Source organism: Streptomyces sp. NPDC053069 (assembly GCF_044546895.1).
GTDB lineage: Bacteria > Actinomycetota > Actinomycetes > Streptomycetales > Streptomycetaceae > Streptomyces.
Window position 1 is genome coordinate 513119 of record NZ_JBITZN010000003.1, and the last position, 14654, is coordinate 527772.

The window sequence follows — 14654 nt, forward strand, 5'->3', positions numbered from 1 at the left end:
GGGCCGCCGCCTCCGCCTGCGTGGCGGGCCCGGCCTCGCCCAACCGTGTCATGGGCCCTGTGCGACCAGGGGGTTCGCTGCCCGGCAGGGGCGTTCCCCGGCCGCGGCCGACGGTGGACCATGGAGGAAGGACCCGTGCGGTGGCTGGGCACGAGTCGTCGGCGGTGAGGACGATGAGGGGTTCGATCCGGCTCGGGAGTGTGCGAGGAGTGGTGCTGCGGGCCCACTGGAGCGTGCCGTTGATCATGCTGTTCTTCGCGTACGGTCTGGCTGCCCGCACCCTGCCCCGGTACGCCCCGGGCCTGGCACCCGTGGTGTACGCGGTGGCCGGAGTCGCCGGAGCCGTGCTGTTGCTGGCGAGCCTGGTGGTGCACGAGGCGGCGCATGCTCTGACGGCTCGCCGGGCGGGGATCGGTGTGCGGGACGTGACGCTGTGGGCGCTCGGGGGATTCACCCGGATGGACCAGCCGACGACCGCGCGGGCGGCCTTCGTGGTCGCGGTCAGCGGGCCGCTCGCCAGCCTGCTTCTCGGCGGGATCGGGCTCGGCGCGGGGGCCGCGGTTCAGGCGGCGCCGGACGCGCGGATCGTTGTCGCCGTACTGGGCTGGCTCGGTGGCACGAACCTGGTGCTGGGCGTGTTCAATCTCCTGCCTGCCGCGCCGCTGGACGGCGGCCGGCTGCTGCAGGCCGCGCTGTGGTGGCGTACCGGGGATCGCGAGCGGGCCCAGCGGGCGGCCGGGCGCAGCGGTCAGGCCGTCGGCATGGTGCTGGCCGTCCTGGGCTGGCTCGCGTTCGCCCGGGGCCTGTCGGGTGGCTTGTGGCTGGTCCTCGTCGGAGTCTTCGTCGCGGGCGTCGCCGCGGCCGAGCGCCGGTGGGCCGAGCTGGTCACGGCCCTGCGGGGCCTGCGGGTCGGGCAGACGATGACCGCGCCGGTGGTCACCGGTCCGGACTGGCTGACCATCGACCGCTTCCTCGCCGAGGTGGCGGCCCCGGCACGGCACTCGGCGCTGCCGCTGCTGGACTTCGAGGGCCGGCTCAGTGGCGTCGTACAGCTGAGCCGGCTGGCCGCCGTGCCGTCCGGGCAGCGTGCGTCGCTGCGGGCACGAGACGTGGCGACCCCGCTGTCCCGGTGCGCGCTCGCCGCACCCGACGAGCTGCTGACCTCCGTCCTGGAACGGCTCGGCACCGAGGGCCGCCTGCTGCCCATCCTGGTCATGGACGACAGCCGGCTGCTCGGGATCATCACCGCGCACGACATCGACCGGTCCCGCCGCACCACCGGGCATGCACCGGAGGAACAGGCGCCCCCGTAGAGCGGCACGGAGGCATTCATTCCGGGAAGCGAGGGGGACGGTGAGAGCGCGGCGGCCGTCACGACGGCGTGGTCGTCGCTCCCCCCGACGTCCTCCGGGCCGGCCCGCGCCGCCCTGTGTCTTGGTCAGCTGAGGCGGATGCCCTCGACCGCGGTGTCGAAGACCGGCCGGTACTGCTTTGAGCCGGCTGCCGGCCGGCCGTCAGTCGCAGGGGCGGAGGCTGGCTTCTTCGAGGTCGAGTTCGTGCTGGATCCGGCGCCGGGTGGCGTTGCTGATCTTGTTCGCTTCGTAGAGGCGGTGGAGCTCGGCCGCCTCAATGGCGATGAGCGTCCGGCGAATCTCGCGGTAGGCGTCGGCAGGGCGGGCGTCCGGGTCGCTGTAGTGCGCGTCTTCGACCTGGTGGATGCGCGCTTCCAGATGACGACGGGCCTGTTTCAGGGCGACCTCGGCGGCCGTACCCAGCTCGGCGAGCTGATCCAGATCGCCCAGCAGTTTGAGCTCATCGAGAGCGGCGTGGGCAATGTGCCGGCGGGTCCGGGCCTCCTCTCGGGCGGTGTGCTCCGGTTCCAGGGCGATGCCGGAGCGGCGGACGACGGGGACCAGCGTGAAGCCCTGGAAGACGAGAGTGAGCGCGACGGTCCCGGTGGTGAGCGTGAGAATGAGCGCCCGGTGCGGCAGTGGCGCCCCTGTGTGGGTGACCAGGGGGATGGAGAGCGCGGCTGCCAGCGGCATGACACCCCGGGTGCCCGCCCAGGACAGGACAGCCGGAATCCGCCAGGAGAGGCGGTTGTCGCCCTCCCTGTGCCGGTGGTGGATCAGGGCGGACAGCGGGAAGATCCACAGCAGGCGGATCGCCAGCAGAGTGAAGGCGATCACCGGCACCCACAGCGGCCAGCCGTGCTCATCGCGCGCGAGATGACGGACGGTCGAGGGGAGCTCAAGTCCGATCAGGGCGAAGACGACGCTCTCCAGCAGGAAGGTCACGGTTTCGTAGACGGCGTGGACCTGCAGGCGGACGGGGGCGTCGCCGAGCTTGTGACCGGTGCTGCCGAGGACGACTCCGGACACGATGACGGCCGTCACGCCGGAGGTGTGCGACTGCTCCGCGATGACGTACGAGGCATAGGGAGTGACCAACGCGATGACGGTCTCCAGCATGGGGTCGTCGGTCCGTCTGCGGATCAGGGTCACCACTGCGGCGAGCGCCGCCCCGATGAGGGCCCCTCCGCCTGCGAGGATCAGGAACTGCAGGGCGGTCCCGGACGCACTGATGACGCTGCCGGACACCACGGTGGCCACGGCGACCTTGTACAGGACCAGCGAGGTGGCATCGTTGAACAGGCTTTCCGCCTGCACCATGGCCTGTACGCGCGATGGGAGCGACAGGCGCCGGCCGAGCGCGGTCACGGCTACGGGGTCGGTGCTGGCCAGGACGGAGCCGAGGATGAACGCGGTCGCGGCGGTGAGCGGCGTGATCGCCTGGGCCACGTACCCGACGGCGAGGGCCGAGGCGAGGACCAGGCCGAAGACCAGGCCTGTCACGGGCCGCCATACGGCACGCAGGTCGCGGACGGAGATTTCCCCGGCCGATGCGTAGAGCAGCGGTGGCAGCACCAGCACGTTGATCACATGAGGCGGCAGCCGGACCTCGGGAACCCAGGGCATCAGCCCCACGACCAGACCCACGACCACGAGGAGCGAGGGGGCGGGCAGGCTCCAGCGCCGGGCACCGGTCGCCACAGCGGTGGCCAGGACCACCAACAGCAGGACGACGATCACGCCGGTCATGGAGCGTCCTCGGTGGGTTACGGCTTGTGCCCCCTCTGGCCAGGTGCTTTACCAACGTAACCGACGTACGGCGGTGACGCAGCCGACGGGGAGCAGCGACCGACCGGTGTCCCGGCCCCTCGTCCGAACTCGGAGCTCAGCGCGGCGCCGGAGCGTTGGACGCCGCGGGCGGTGTTCGAGTCGACGCCGGTCGGACAACAGGGCGTACGTCCACGGGAACTGCTGGGCACCACGACTGATCCACGGCCGCCGGCGCACGGCCGACACTGCCCCACACCCGCTGGTGCTGACGCGGGCACCCTGCCCCGGCACGAGCGGAGGCACTTCACGACGGGCGCCAGTTCGCCCTTCGGGGTGTCGATGACCTTGAGGGGCCCGGCGCGGCTGTCATCGGTCCTGAAGCAGAGTACGGAGCCCTCTTCCAGGGGCTTGCCGTCGGGCTCGGCGGCGTGGCTGATCACGGCCCACGCGACCGCCGCCCCGACGAGCAAGACGCGCGGCCTCCGGCGTGAGCCGGGGGCTGAGGGCGGCCGCGCCGGCCGGCCCCGTTGCACCGGGCCCAGGTGCACGTTGGCGTGGGTCACGGTCTGGTCGCGGCCCGCCTGGTACACACCGCCGTGGTCCGAGGCGCAGCCCCACGGATGGATCGCGCCGGTTCTGGCTTCTGGCTTCTGGCTCGTCGATGCGGTCAGCCGTAGTGGTTGACGGTCTGGTCGCGTGCGGACCGGTACACCTGGGCCTGGCCCTCCGCGCGTGCCTCGAGGTGCACGTTTCCGGCCCCAGGCGTCAGTCGCCATCAGCGTCACGACAGTAGGAACGCGGTGGCGGAGCCCGGGAGTCGTATCCAGCTCCCGGGCCCCTGGGGATGCCACCCAATTGCGCACGCCGGCGGCGTTTAAGAGGACGGATCAGTCATCATGCCGTCGTGTTCTTCCTTTGAACTACCGCAGCACGAAAGAGCTGCAGGCGAGAGTCGAACTCGCATCCGACGGCGTTCGTCCGGCCTCGGTCGATCCGGCGATCGGCGGCGATGCTGAGACTGGAGCGAGAGTCTGAGATTGACCGCGGCTGCCTCTGCCGTGTTGGGCTACCCCGGCCCGTTGGTGGTGCTGTGCCGGGGGAAGGACTCGAACCTTCACTGTCACCGCGTGTTTCAGGCTGAACTTCAGTGTCAGCTTGCGCTCCTCACGCGAACCGGTCCTCAATCCGGCCCGCGCCTGTCGCGCACCCCCGCGCTCACACGCGGGGGCGATCGTGGATGCTACCCGTGCACGGCGTCAGCCGAACAGGTAGCCGAACACCGCGTCGCCGACCCGCTGGTCGGTGACCTCGGCGCCGTTGGCCTCCTCACGGGCGAACTTCACCGCCTGCTGGAGCTTCTCGACCCGCTCCACCAGTTCGTTCACCCGCCGCGCCGGAAGCGCTCCGGAGAACTTCACGGTTGTCCAGTACCCGATGGGCACGTCCTCGTAGTACACCTCGACCTGCGCCGGGTGCTTGTCGGTCGCCTCCGCCTTGACGTGGTTGCGGGGGACCTTCTTCGTACGGATCGTGCGAACCGGGTCCGTCTTCCACCAGTCCGTCGACGGGTCGTGGGACCAGGATTCGGCGGCGTCGAGGGTGGGGAGCTTCCTGACGAACGTGTGCAGGTCGGTGAGCTGCTTCTCCAGGAAGAGGAGGTAGCTGACCGGGACGTCGGCGACGATCGTGCGGCCGTCGACCGTGACGTCGGCGCGGGCCGTGCAGTTCGCCCAGTCCTTGGTGGCGGTCACGTCGAAGAGCCGGGTGAGCGACGCGGACATCTCCCGCAGTACGTCCTCGGCCTGTACCTGCACCCGCGTGGACTCGGGCGGCAGCTGCTCGCCCTCCTCGTCCTTCGGCTGGTACGTACGCGAGATACCGGCCAGCAGAGCCGGCTTCTGCACCTTGTGGTGCGCCGCGGTGATGTCCTGGAGCGACTTGCTCTTGACACCCTTCTCGACAGCGATGATCTGGTTCAATCGCGCCACTTCTGATCCCCCTTCGAACAGGCAGGAACGTACCTCAGCGACTCGCACGCACGCACTCCGTTTATCGCCCCGCCTCTCGTGTCCGCGAGGCACGGCTGGTGACCGCCACGGCCCGCCGCTGCCGGGAGCAGCGCCGGCTGCCGGTCCTGCTGTCCACAGCGGCCACCGGCCTGTACGGCAGGCAGGGCGAGGGTCACGAGAGCGCGCGGATCACCCCGCTGACGCCATAGGGCCATCACAAGCCGGCGATGGAACGGCTGGTCACCGCATCCGGCGCCGCCGCGCTGATCCTGCGCCTGAGTCATCTGGTCGGCCCGGACCAGAACCCGGCCCAGCTGATCCCGTCGCTGGTCCGTCAGATCCGCTCGGGCACCGACTCCCGCCCTCTTCTGTCGGCATCCGCCCCTGGTCAGACCCTGGTTTTGGGTCTCTGACCGGCGAGTGCCCCCGGCAGGATTCGAACCTGCGCACACGGCTCCGGAGAGCTTGCGTATGACAGGGTTAGATGTGCGCCTGACCTGCAACTTCTGAGGCGCGAAGCAGGTCAGGGCTCGGGTCTCACTCGCCGCTCACTCGCATCGTGACCTTGCTGGGCGCCGGCGAGTGCGATGGCACCTATGCATCGGGCGGTTGCACCCCCGCCGTGTAGCCGCCAACAGCATCGATCCCCAGTCCGCGGTTCACTAATCCCCGGTCGATACTGGCCTTCCGGGTGTCCTGCAGCATGCGGAGAGCTGCGTGGAAGTCGGAGATGGGCTTATCAACTCCGAGATCGTGCCTGAGGACCTGGCGGTGTACCCATGCCGCCTCCGAGAGGCCGTCGTAGAGCCACTGTTGAAGCTCAGCAGCCTTGGCTGCGTCGTAGTTCTTCTGGAGTTGAGCCAGGACCCGATAGGCACTGTTGAAGCTTCTGTTGATTTCGGATGTGATGATCATGGGGTGTTCAGGGAGGACCATCTGCGCGCGGGCGTACTCGATCTGGTAAGCGCGCCGGGGCTCGTCCAGGACGTCCAGTGTGGGGCCCGGCGAGGCTGCTTGGTCCAACAAGTCCTGCACATAGAGTTCGATCGCTGCGCGGAAGGCACGCACGGCTTGGTTAAGATCGGCGTACAGCGCTCGCTTTTCAGCGAGCTCGGCCCGCTGGTCTTCGTGTGCTCGTTCCTCAGCCCGCTCCTGGCGCTGGAGATCAAACTCCTGCTTCTTCGCGCGGGCTGCGGAACGTTGCGTCGTAATGGGTGCTGCCAGCGTTCCTATGATGCCGATGACGGCGACGAAGGCTGCAGTAAGGTTCCCTGACAAGGTCTCTCCCGAAGCGGACGAGGAACCGACGAACAGTGCGGCACAAGCACACTGCTTCAGGGCGGTTGTGTCGAGATTCTTTGCAGGTTGCAGCACGCAGCAGCCGCACATGTGCGGTCCGAGATGCCCGATGATCCCGCGCGGCAGCCGACTTGGACACACCGAATAGCGGGCCGAGCTGACGCAGCGTCATGTTCATCCGCCAATACGCGGTGACCAACAAGACCCGATCGTGTAGAGACAGGACGGCTCCGACGCCGTGATCAGACCAGGCACGACAAGATCATGTCGCCAAGAGCAGTCGCTACGGGACAGCCCATAGTTCGGAGAATGGACGTACGGCACTTCGGCACGGTGCTGAACCGGCTGCTGGACCTCGGAGTGCACGGCCGTACCGTCAATGTGGCCTCGGGGATCTCCTGCTCGGCCGAGGAGATCGTCACCGCGGTCGAGGCGGCCCTGGGCAGGCGGGCGCACCGGGCCCCTCACGAGGTGCCGCCCGAGTCCCTGCGGATCTCTACCAGCCGGATGCGGGCCTGCGTCCCCGAGGCCGCGCACTTCGGCTTCGGCCCCGCCTACCTGGACGGCCTCATCGCGCGCTACGCGCCAGCCACGGTGTGAGGTTGGCGTCCACGATCAGTTCCTTGTAGGTCTCGTCCCCCGGGAGCGGCACGATGAGCCACTGGCCGGACGGGAACAGCCGGCCCTTGGTCCGGGCGAGCCCGCCGTAGACGGATCGCAGGAACCCGGGCACGGAGTCCCGCGGCACATCGTGGAACTCCACCCCGTCGACGATGATCCGCGCGTCGTCCTCGGGAAAGAGCCGGACGCTGACGGAGGGCGACCCGGCCAGCTCCACGAACGCCTCGTGCGGCAGCGAGCCGTCGGGGTCGAACACGGTGAACAGCTCTGCCGAGGTGCGGCGCGAGGTCTGGTCGGCACCGATGTCGTCGGTGACGGTCATGCTCACCCCGAACTCCACCGCGAGGTCACGAATCGCCACGACAGCGGACTCAGTGGTCGGCAAATGCGCGCTCTCCATGCACCGATCATGCCCGACGAGGCCCACAGAGGTCTAGACAACACTCCTCACCTCTCCTGACGGGCCACGACTTGAGGGTGGCGACGGCCTGCTCGACGAGGGGCCGGATCTTCGCGTGGGACCGGTCGACCGCCTGTTGCCCCATCGACAGGTTCTCCCAGCGGCCCCAGTAAGGCGGCATGAGCAAGGGCGAGCGCAACCGCAGTCCCCGCTCGACCCGCAACACTTCCGGCAGATCACTGAGAGTCTTGGAGATGTTGCAGAGCGCATCCAGATCGCCGCCGTCGAGAAGAAAGGTCCACTCCAGGAGGCTCTGGGCATCACTGTCAGCTACGAATACGCAACGAGGACCGCGACCGTAAGGTCGAGGCCCTCGTCACCGTATCGTCAATCGTTGTGTCCGAGGGGGGACTTGAACCCCCACGCCCGATAAAGGGCACTAGCACCTCAAGCTAGCGCGTCTGCCATTCCGCCACCCGGACCAGGTGTCTGCCGCCTCGCGGGGGTGTTCCCCGCGGCGACATGGACAACAATACCAAGGTTTCGGAGTGCGTTTCACCTGCGTATCCCCCCTGTGCGTGGCAGTCCGGGCCCACGGATCGGCGACGGTGTACAGAATGCAAGATCTTGCCTACAGGTGGTGAAGATCAGGGCGTGAGGACGTGCCCCTCTACGATCTGCTCACCGAACGCCGGAGGGGGAACACCGCATGGACATCACGTCGTTGCACACGCCGTTCGACACGACGGCCGAGGAGCCCGGGCGCCGGGTCACCACCCTGGAACTCTTCTTCGACCTGGTCTTCGTCTTCACACTCACCCAGCTCACCGTGCTGCTCGCGCACGACCTGTCCTTCGCCACGGCCGGCCGGGTGGCGCTGATCCTCGTCGTGCTGTTCTGGATGTACGGCGCCTACGCCTACCTCACCAACCAGGTGCCTCCCGACCGCCCCTCCCGGCGCCTGCTGCTGATGCTCGGCATGGCCGCGTTCCTGGTCTGCGCGCTGGCCATCCCCCGGGTCTTCGAGGACACCGGCGTGGTCTTCGGGCTCGGTTTCCTGCTGGTGGTGACCGTCCACACGGGCCTGTACACCCGCGGCCACGGCTGGGACTCCATCTGGTACGGCGTCCCCAACGCGCTCGCGGCCCTGTCGGTGACCGCCGCCGGGCTGGTCGACGGGCTCGCGGCGGACGGCCTGTGGCTGCTCGCGATCGCCCTGCAGTTCGTGACGCCGCTGGTGGCCGAGCACGGGCCGGGCCGCAGGGACGGGCGCAGTGCGGCGACGCTGCGGGTGCAGCTGGGCGCACTCGACCCGGCCCATTTCGTGGAGCGGCACGGGCTGCTGCTGATCATCGCCTTCGGCGAGTCCGTGATCTCCATCGGGGTCGGCATCGGCGATCTGCCGCTCACGCCGGAGCTGCTCTGCGGCGCGTTCCTCGCGCTGGCCCTGTCGGTCGCGCTGTGGTGGACGTACTTCGTGCGGGACGAGGAGGCGGCCGAGGTCACGTTCCGGGCGACACCGCCGCCGGCCCGCTGGCGGCTGGCGATGAACGCGTACTACTACGCCTTCCTGCCGATGCTGCTCGGCATCGCGTTCCTCGCGGCCGGCATCAAGAAGACCCTCGGCCATCTGACCGGACACCCGCAGCCGGGGCCCGCGTTGGCACTTGCGGGCGGGGTCGCGCTGTTCCTCGCGGGCGACGTGGCCTTCCGTAGGGCTCTGCGGCTGCGGCCAGTGCGCCACCGCGCGGCCGGTGCCCTCCTCGCCCTGGCCACCGCCGCGGCCGGCGTCCGCATGCCGGTCTACGGCGAACTCCTCCTGCTGGTCGCCGTGCTGGCGGGGATGCTGGCGGTGGAAGCCCGGTCCTGCATCACGGCGACACCGGACCCCGCGGCGGCCAGGACGTGACAGCGGCGGGTCAGGACTCGTTACGGTGGCGGTACGAGCGCCGGGTGCGCTCGGTGTGCTCGCGCATCAGCCGGCCGGCCCGCTCCGCGTCCCCCTCCTTGATCGCGAAGGCCAGGTCCGAGTGTTCGCTCCAGGAGGTGCCGCCGCGCAGCCGGGCCACAGGGGTGTAGTACCAGCGGACCCGCCGGTCGACCTGAGCGGCCAGCTCGGCGAGCACCGCGTTGCCGGCCAGCTCCATGACCTTGGCGTGAAAGGCCGCGTTGAGCGCCACGGCACGGGCCACGTCGTCGGCGGCGACCGCCGTCCGGCCGTCCTCCACGATGGCGAAGAGGGCCTCGACCCCCTCCTCGCCGGCGTTGAGGGCCGCCAGCCGGGCCGCCTCCGCCTCCAGCAGGGTGCGGACCGTGAGCAGCTGGTCGGCCTCCCCCTCGGTCGGCTCGTGCACGAACGCGCCCTGCGCGGGCCGCAGATCCACCCAGCCCTCGGTGTTGAGCCGCTGCAGCGCCTCGCGCACCGGCTGCCGGGAGACGCCGAGGTGCCCGGCGAGTTCGCTCTCGACCAGATGCTGACCGGGGTGCAGGGCGCGGGTGGTGATGAGTTCCAGCAGCGCCTCGTAGACGCGCTCGCGCAGCGGTCCGGGACGTTCCAGCTTCGGCACCGGCATCTGCGGCAGTCCGGTCGACAACATCGCGGTCCCCCTCCTGGGCAGCGCCGGCGCGTGAACCCTGGACGCTCGGTATCGATGAGCTCGGTGTCGTGTCCTTCGTCCACAGTCCGCGGTGTACGAAATCCACGCTGCCGGTATACAACATCCCGGCAGGAGCACCGACTTCACCCGCTCAGGGGCAGCGTACGACCTGCCCGGCGTACGACAGATTGCCGCCGAAGCCGAACAGCAGCACCGGGTCGCCGGTGCTGAGCGCTCCCTGCTCGATCAGCTTGGAGAAGGCGAGCGGGACACTGGCCGCCGAGGTATTGCCGGATTCGGTGACATCGCGGGCGACCACCGCGTTGACGGCACCGAGCTTCTCCGCCAGCGGTTCGATGATGCGCAGGTTCGCCTGGTGCAGGACGACGCCCGCGAGGTCCGCCGGGACCACGCCGGCCTTCTCGCAGGCCCGCCGGGCGATGGCCGGCAGCTGGGTGGTGGCCCAGCGGTAGACGCTCTGTCCCTCCTGCGCGAACCGCGGTGGCGTGCCCTCGATCCGTACCGCGTGCCCCATCTCCGGCACCGACCCCCACAGCACCGGCCCGATCCCCGGCTGCTGTCCCGGCGCGCAGGCCTCGACCACGGCGGCCCCGGCGCCGTCGCCGACGAGGACACAGGTGCTGCGGTCGCTCCAGTCGGTGACGTCGGACATCTTGTCGGCGCCGATGACCAGCGCGCGGCCGGCCGCGCCGGCCCGGACGGTGTGGTCCGCCGTGGCCAGCGCGTGGGTGAACCCGGCGCACACCACGTTCACGTCCATCGCAGCCGGCTGCGGGATGCCGAGCCTGGCCGCGACCCGGGCGGCGGTGTTCGGGGAACGGTCGATCGCCGTGGAGGTGGCGACCAGGACCAGGTCGATGTCGCCGGGGGTGAGACCGGCGGCGGCGAGGGCCTTGGCCGCGGCGTGCGCGGCCAGCTCGTCGACCGGCTCGTCGGGACCGGCGATGTGCCGGGTCCTGATGCCGACCCGGCTGCGGATCCACTCGTCACTCGTGTCGACCAGGCCCGCCAGGTCCTCGTTGGTGAGCACCCGGGCGGGCTGGTAGTGACCGATGGCGGCGATGCGCGAGCCGTTCATGGCGGAGGTCCCTCGTTTCCGTCGTGGCGGATTCACCAGTCTGAACAGTGACTCGCGAGTACGGCGGCAGGTGAAGCCACAGGAATCGGGCGCCCGCGTTGTCGGCTTCGCGCAGGCCCTCGGACGCCCGAGTATTCATCCGGTGAACAGCCGGGTTGCCTTGTGTACGAGTTCGTAGACCCCGTAGGCGAGGGGTGCTCCGACCCACAGCCAGGCGAGGGTGATCAGGCCCCGCCGGCTAGGCGGGCTGCTGTCGCTGGGCATCTGCGGCCTCCCTCGGGGCGGGGACGTGATGGCGGGTGTGGACGGGACGGACGAGTTCGTTGGCGACGAAGCCGACGACGAGGAGGCCGATCATGATGCCGAACGACAGCCCGTACAGCGACGAGCCGTGCTTGCCCGCGCCCTTCTGCCGGTCGGCGATCCAGTTGACGATCAGCGGCCCGAGCACGCCTGCCGTGGACCAGGCGGTGAGCAGCCGGCCGTGGATGGCGCCGACCTGGTAGGTGCCGAACAGGTCCTTCAAGTAGGCGGGGACGGTCGCGAAGCCGCCGCCGTAGAAGGAGAGGATCACCAGCGCGCACAGGACGAACAGCGGCTTGGACGCGTCGCCGAACAGGGCGATGAGCAGGTACATCAGCGCACCGACGCCCAGGTAGAGACGGTAGATGTTCTTGCGGCCGATCAGGTCGGAGGCGGACGACCAGCCGATGCGGCCGGCCATGTTGGCGGCGGACAGCAGGGCGACGAACCCCGCGGCCGCGGACGCCGACACCGGGGTGGAGCCGCCGGCGAAGAAGTCCGTGATCATCGGTGCGGCTTTCTCCAGGATGCCGATGCCGGCGGTCACGTTCATGCAGAGCACGATCCACAGGCACCAGAACTGCGGGGTGCGCACCGCGCTGCGTGCGGAGACCTGCACTCCCTCGAAGGCGTTCGGCCCACTCGCTGTGCCGGCACGGCCCTCGGTGCGCGGCACGCGGACCAGCAGGACGCCCAGGGTCATGAAGACGGCGTACGACAGCCCGTGCACCAGGAAGGCGAGGGCGATGCCGTCGTTGTCACCGCCGAAGGACGCGAGCATCTGCGCGGACCACGGCGAGGCGATCAGCGCGCCGCCGCCGAAACCCATGATGGCGATGCCGGTGGCCGTGCCCGGCCGGTCCGGGAACCACTTGATCAGGGTGGACACGGGCGAGATGTATCCGATGCCGAGGCCGATCCCGCCGACGAAGCCGTAGCCGAGGACGATCAGCCAGTACTGCTTGGTCTCGGCGCCGAGCGCGGAGAGCAGGAAGCCGGAGGAGAAGCACACGAGGGCGACGGTCATCGCCCAGCGCGGGCCGTTGCGCTCGACGAGCGTGCCGCCGAACGCGGCCGACAGCCCGAGCATCACGATCGCCAGCTGGAAGGGCAGTGCGCTCCGGGTGCCGTCGAGGTGCAGGGCGGATTCGAGCGGCGGCTTGAACACGCTCCAGGCGTAGGCCTGGCCGATGGACAGGTGGACGGAGAGGGCGGCGGGCGGGACGAGCCGGCGGCTCCAGCCCTCAGGCGCGACAGGGGGGCTGCTCATGAGGCCGGACGGTACGGCGGGGCACGGGAGTTGAGAAGGCGCGGCGTCGACCGTATGCGGTGAACGGTAGGCGGAATGCGGTCAACGGTCGACACGCGAACCCTTGTCGCGACCGGCTCCGTACCGTGGTGCCGGGTGCGTGACGGAGGCCGAGGGCGCGCGGACGCCGGCGCCTGCCTGGGCACGCACCGCGCAGCCCGGGGCGGGAGCCCCCAGAATGAGATCGTGAGGGTCACCTTGCCGCAGGCAACCCGGTGACCCACGGCAATCCCTGCAGCAAGGGCCGTTTCGGCCACCAGCACATACAGAACCGGGGCTGATCAGGACATGGGACGAGTCACGGAACGACGCAAGGTCCTCCGCATCCGGGACGGGGCGGTCTCCACCCGGCCGGACACGCTCGTCGCCGAGGAACCCCTGGAGATCCGGCTGAACGGCAAGCCGCTCGCGATCACCATGCGCACACCGGGCGACGACTTCGCGCTGGCGGCGGGGTTCCTGGTGAGCGAAGGTGTGCTGGCGACCGCATACGATCTGCAGAACATCGTCTACTGTGCGGGGGCGACCGCAGACGGCTCCAATACCTACAATGTCGTCGACGTGAAAACCGCGCCGGGCGTCGCCCTGCCGGACTTCACGCTGGAGCGGAACGTCTACACGTCGTCCTCGTGCGGCCTGTGCGGCAAGGCCAGTCTGGACGCCGTCCGTACGACCGCGCGCTTCCCGATCGCCGACACTCCCCCGGTGCGGGTCACCCCGGAGCTGCTGTCGAGTCTTCCGGAGCGGCTGCGGGCGGCCCAGCGGGTGTTCGACCGGACCGGAGGCCTGCACGCGGCGGCCCTGTTCAACGAGGACGGGGAGCTGCTGGACATACGCGAGGACGTGGGCCGCCACAACGCGGTGGACAAGCTGGTCGGGCGGGCGCTGCAGAACGGCGACCTGCCGCTGTCCCGGACGATCCTGCTCGTCTCCGGGCGGGCCTCGTTCGAGCTGGCGCAGAAGGCGGTGATGGCGGGCATCCCCGTGCTGGCGGCGGTGTCGGCGCCGTCGTCGCTGGCGGTGGACCTGGCCGCCGAGACGGGGCTGACCCTGGTGGGTTTCCTGCGGGGCAGCTCGATGAACGTGTACGCGGGCGAGGACCGCATCACGCTGCGGGAGGCGGCCACCCAGGGCTGAGACAGCTCCCCACGGCACGGCGGCGGGCCCCGGCCGACGGGCCCCGCCTCAGCCGGGGGACTGCGTCGCTGCGACGAACGGGACGTATGCGGCCCGCAGGGCGCGGCGCCGCGTCCCGTCGGCCAGGGGCAATCTCCTTGCCCTGCCCAGGAGTGATGTCCGGATTCGGTCGACCTCGGGTCGATCCGGCCGGGCGCCAGGGACGTGGGCGGGATGCCGGCCTGGGCGGTCAGGCGGGCCCGAGGCGTACGGCGGCGGCGGTCACGACCGTGCCGAGCCGGGGGAAGTCGAGCCGGACGGACGCCTCGTGCTCGGCGGCGGTGAAGGCGGCCATGGCGTCCTCGGCGAAGAGGAGGTCGTAGCCGAGGTCGGCGGCGGCACGGGCGGTGGACTCGACGCCGAGGTTGGTGGCGATGCCGCCGAACACCAGCGTGGTCACGCCGCGTTCGCGCAGCCGCTCGTCCAGGCCGGTGCCCTGGAAGGCGCCGATGGTCCGCTTGACCACCTCCAGGTCGCCGTGCGCCGCGAGGCCGGGGACCAGGGCGCTGCCGGGCGGCTGTTCGGCCACCGAGGGGCGTTCGACCCGGACGAGGACGACGGGCGCTCCGGCGGCACGGAAGGTACGCGCCAACTCCTCGGCGGTGGCCAGCACTTCGGTGCCTTTGCGGGGTTCCAGGGGCAGCGCGACGATGCGTTCCATCAGGTCGACGAGGATCAGGGCGGTGCGCTGCGGATCGAGCGTGTGAGCTGCGGTCATG

14 protein-coding genes, 1 tRNA gene and 4 pseudogenes are annotated in these 14654 nt (G+C 70.1%); 7 read left to right on the top strand and 12 right to left on the bottom strand.

Features of this window, described 5'->3' with window-relative positions:
- The first annotated feature begins 173 nt into the window (after window positions 1–173).
- Window positions 174–1313 carry a site-2 protease family protein gene (locus ACIGXP_RS09325; protein WP_399765940.1) on the top strand — a complete coding sequence of 380 codons (1140 nt, stop codon included), beginning with the start codon at window positions 174–176 and terminating at the stop codon, window positions 1311–1313.
- A gap of 201 nt (window positions 1314–1514) precedes the next feature.
- Here the strand turns inward: ACIGXP_RS09325 and ACIGXP_RS09330 are convergent, their stop codons facing one another.
- Both ACIGXP_RS09330 and ACIGXP_RS09335 read right to left on the bottom strand, forming a co-directional pair.
- A complete protein-coding gene (locus tag ACIGXP_RS09330; protein ID WP_399765942.1) occupies window positions 1515–3101 on the bottom strand; it encodes a Na+/H+ antiporter in 1587 nt (528 codons plus the stop codon).
- Window positions 3102–4378: 1277 nt separating this feature from the next.
- The gene (locus ACIGXP_RS09335; protein ID WP_363218588.1) at window positions 4379–5110 is read right to left on the bottom strand and encodes a hypothetical protein; all 732 of its coding nucleotides are present in this window, start codon (window positions 5108–5110) and stop codon (window positions 4379–4381) included.
- A gap of 98 nt (window positions 5111–5208) precedes the next feature.
- Between ACIGXP_RS09335 and ACIGXP_RS09340 the strand changes: the two genes are divergently transcribed.
- Both ACIGXP_RS09340 and ACIGXP_RS09345 read left to right on the top strand, forming a co-directional pair.
- Entirely contained in the window at window positions 5209–5340 is a 132-nt protein-coding gene (locus tag ACIGXP_RS09340) for a hypothetical protein (protein ID WP_399765945.1), read from the top strand.
- A gap of 15 nt (window positions 5341–5355) precedes the next feature.
- Window positions 5356–5544: pseudogene (locus ACIGXP_RS09345) on the top strand (hypothetical protein); the annotation flags it as partial.
- Window positions 5545–5725: 181 nt separating this feature from the next.
- Here the strand turns inward: ACIGXP_RS09345 and ACIGXP_RS09350 are convergent.
- On the bottom strand, window positions 5726–6505 hold the full coding sequence (locus ACIGXP_RS09350; protein WP_399766164.1) for a hypothetical protein: 780 nt from the start codon (window positions 6503–6505) through the stop codon (window positions 5726–5728).
- Window positions 6488–6686: pseudogene (locus ACIGXP_RS09355) on the bottom strand (transposase family protein); the annotation flags it as partial. The pseudogene ACIGXP_RS09355 and the gene ACIGXP_RS09350, both read right to left, overlap by 18 nt.
- A gap of 53 nt (window positions 6687–6739) precedes the next feature.
- Between ACIGXP_RS09355 and ACIGXP_RS09360 the strand changes: the two are divergent.
- Window positions 6740–7030: a hypothetical protein gene (locus tag ACIGXP_RS09360; RefSeq protein WP_399765948.1), complete on the top strand. Its 291-nt coding sequence runs from the start codon at window positions 6740–6742 to the stop codon at window positions 7028–7030.
- On the opposite strand, the gene ACIGXP_RS09365 is transcribed toward ACIGXP_RS09360, so the two are convergent.
- From ACIGXP_RS09365 to ACIGXP_RS09375, 3 genes and pseudogenes are all read right to left on the bottom strand, one after another.
- Window positions 6999–7451: a hypothetical protein gene (locus ACIGXP_RS09365; protein ID WP_399765951.1), complete on the bottom strand. Its 453-nt coding sequence runs from the start codon at window positions 7449–7451 to the stop codon at window positions 6999–7001. The two genes, ACIGXP_RS09360 and ACIGXP_RS09365, sit on opposite strands and share 32 nt — an antisense overlap.
- Before the next feature lie 40 nt (window positions 7452–7491).
- Window positions 7492–7629, bottom strand: a pseudogene (locus tag ACIGXP_RS09370) (IS5/IS1182 family transposase); the annotation flags it as partial.
- Between the two features lie 219 nt (window positions 7630–7848).
- A tRNA-Leu gene (locus ACIGXP_RS09375) sits at window positions 7849–7933 on the bottom strand.
- Window positions 7934–8160: 227 nt separating this feature from the next.
- On the opposite strand from ACIGXP_RS09375, the gene ACIGXP_RS09380 reads away from it, so the two are divergent.
- Window positions 8161–9360 (top strand): low temperature requirement protein A, encoded by a 1200-nt coding sequence (locus tag ACIGXP_RS09380; RefSeq protein WP_399765954.1) that lies wholly within the window; start codon window positions 8161–8163, stop codon window positions 9358–9360.
- A 10-nt stretch (window positions 9361–9370) separates the two neighbouring features.
- Here the strand turns inward: ACIGXP_RS09380 and ACIGXP_RS09385 are convergent, their stop codons facing one another.
- From ACIGXP_RS09385 to ACIGXP_RS09400, 4 genes are all read right to left on the bottom strand, one after another.
- Window positions 9371–10048 (bottom strand): GntR family transcriptional regulator, encoded by a 678-nt coding sequence (locus ACIGXP_RS09385; protein ID WP_399765957.1) that lies wholly within the window; start codon window positions 10046–10048, stop codon window positions 9371–9373.
- Between the two features lie 151 nt (window positions 10049–10199).
- Entirely contained in the window at window positions 10200–11147 is a 948-nt protein-coding gene (locus tag ACIGXP_RS09390) for a beta-ketoacyl-ACP synthase III (RefSeq protein WP_399765960.1), read from the bottom strand.
- 135 nt (window positions 11148–11282) lie between these two features.
- A complete protein-coding gene (locus tag ACIGXP_RS09395; protein WP_399765963.1) occupies window positions 11283–11411 on the bottom strand; it encodes a hypothetical protein in 129 nt (42 codons plus the stop codon).
- Window positions 11386–12720, bottom strand: coding sequence for an OFA family MFS transporter (locus ACIGXP_RS09400; RefSeq protein WP_399765965.1), 1335 nt, complete (start codon window positions 12718–12720; stop codon window positions 11386–11388). Before ACIGXP_RS09400 ends, ACIGXP_RS09395 begins: the two co-directional genes overlap by 26 nt.
- Before the next feature lie 216 nt (window positions 12721–12936).
- On the opposite strand from ACIGXP_RS09400, the pseudogene ACIGXP_RS09405 reads away from it, so the two are divergent.
- Both ACIGXP_RS09405 and fdhD read left to right on the top strand, forming a co-directional pair.
- A pseudogene (locus ACIGXP_RS09405) lies at window positions 12937–13040 on the top strand (Fe-S-binding domain-containing protein); the annotation flags it as partial.
- A gap of 7 nt (window positions 13041–13047) precedes the next feature.
- On the top strand, window positions 13048–13896 hold the full coding sequence (fdhD, locus tag ACIGXP_RS09410; RefSeq protein ID WP_399765968.1) for a formate dehydrogenase accessory sulfurtransferase FdhD: 849 nt from the start codon (window positions 13048–13050) through the stop codon (window positions 13894–13896).
- 229 nt (window positions 13897–14125) lie between these two features.
- Here fdhD and ACIGXP_RS09415 read toward each other — a convergent pair whose 3' ends face one another.
- Entirely contained in the window at window positions 14126–14653 is a 528-nt protein-coding gene (locus ACIGXP_RS09415) for an isochorismatase family protein (RefSeq protein WP_399765971.1), read from the bottom strand.
- Window position 14654 lies beyond the last annotated feature (1 nt).

Coding starts and splice junctions, on each gene's coding strand:
- ACIGXP_RS09385 (WP_399765957.1), bottom strand. CDS start 10,048: ATGTTGTCGACCGGACTGCCGCAGATGCCGGTGCCGAAGCTGGAACGT.
- ACIGXP_RS09325 (WP_399765940.1), top strand. CDS start 174: ATGAGGGGTTCGATCCGGCTCGGGAGTGTGCGAGGAGTGGTGCTGCGG.
- fdhD (WP_399765968.1), top strand. CDS start 13,048: ATGGGACGAGTCACGGAACGACGCAAGGTCCTCCGCATCCGGGACGGG.
- ACIGXP_RS09400 (WP_399765965.1), bottom strand. CDS start 12,720: ATGAGCAGCCCCCCTGTCGCGCCTGAGGGCTGGAGCCGCCGGCTCGTC.
- ACIGXP_RS09380 (WP_399765954.1), top strand. CDS start 8,161: ATGGACATCACGTCGTTGCACACGCCGTTCGACACGACGGCCGAGGAG.
- ACIGXP_RS09395 (WP_399765963.1), bottom strand. CDS start 11,411: ATGCCCAGCGACAGCAGCCCGCCTAGCCGGCGGGGCCTGATCACCCTC.
- ACIGXP_RS09390 (WP_399765960.1), bottom strand. CDS start 11,147: ATGAACGGCTCGCGCATCGCCGCCATCGGTCACTACCAGCCCGCCCGG.
- ACIGXP_RS09365 (WP_399765951.1), bottom strand. CDS start 7,451: ATGGAGAGCGCGCATTTGCCGACCACTGAGTCCGCTGTCGTGGCGATT.
- ACIGXP_RS09360 (WP_399765948.1), top strand. CDS start 6,740: ATGGACGTACGGCACTTCGGCACGGTGCTGAACCGGCTGCTGGACCTC.
- ACIGXP_RS09415 (WP_399765971.1), bottom strand. CDS start 14,653: ATGACCGCAGCTCACACGCTCGATCCGCAGCGCACCGCCCTGATCCTC.
- ACIGXP_RS09330 (WP_399765942.1), bottom strand. CDS start 3,101: ATGACCGGCGTGATCGTCGTCCTGCTGTTGGTGGTCCTGGCCACCGCT.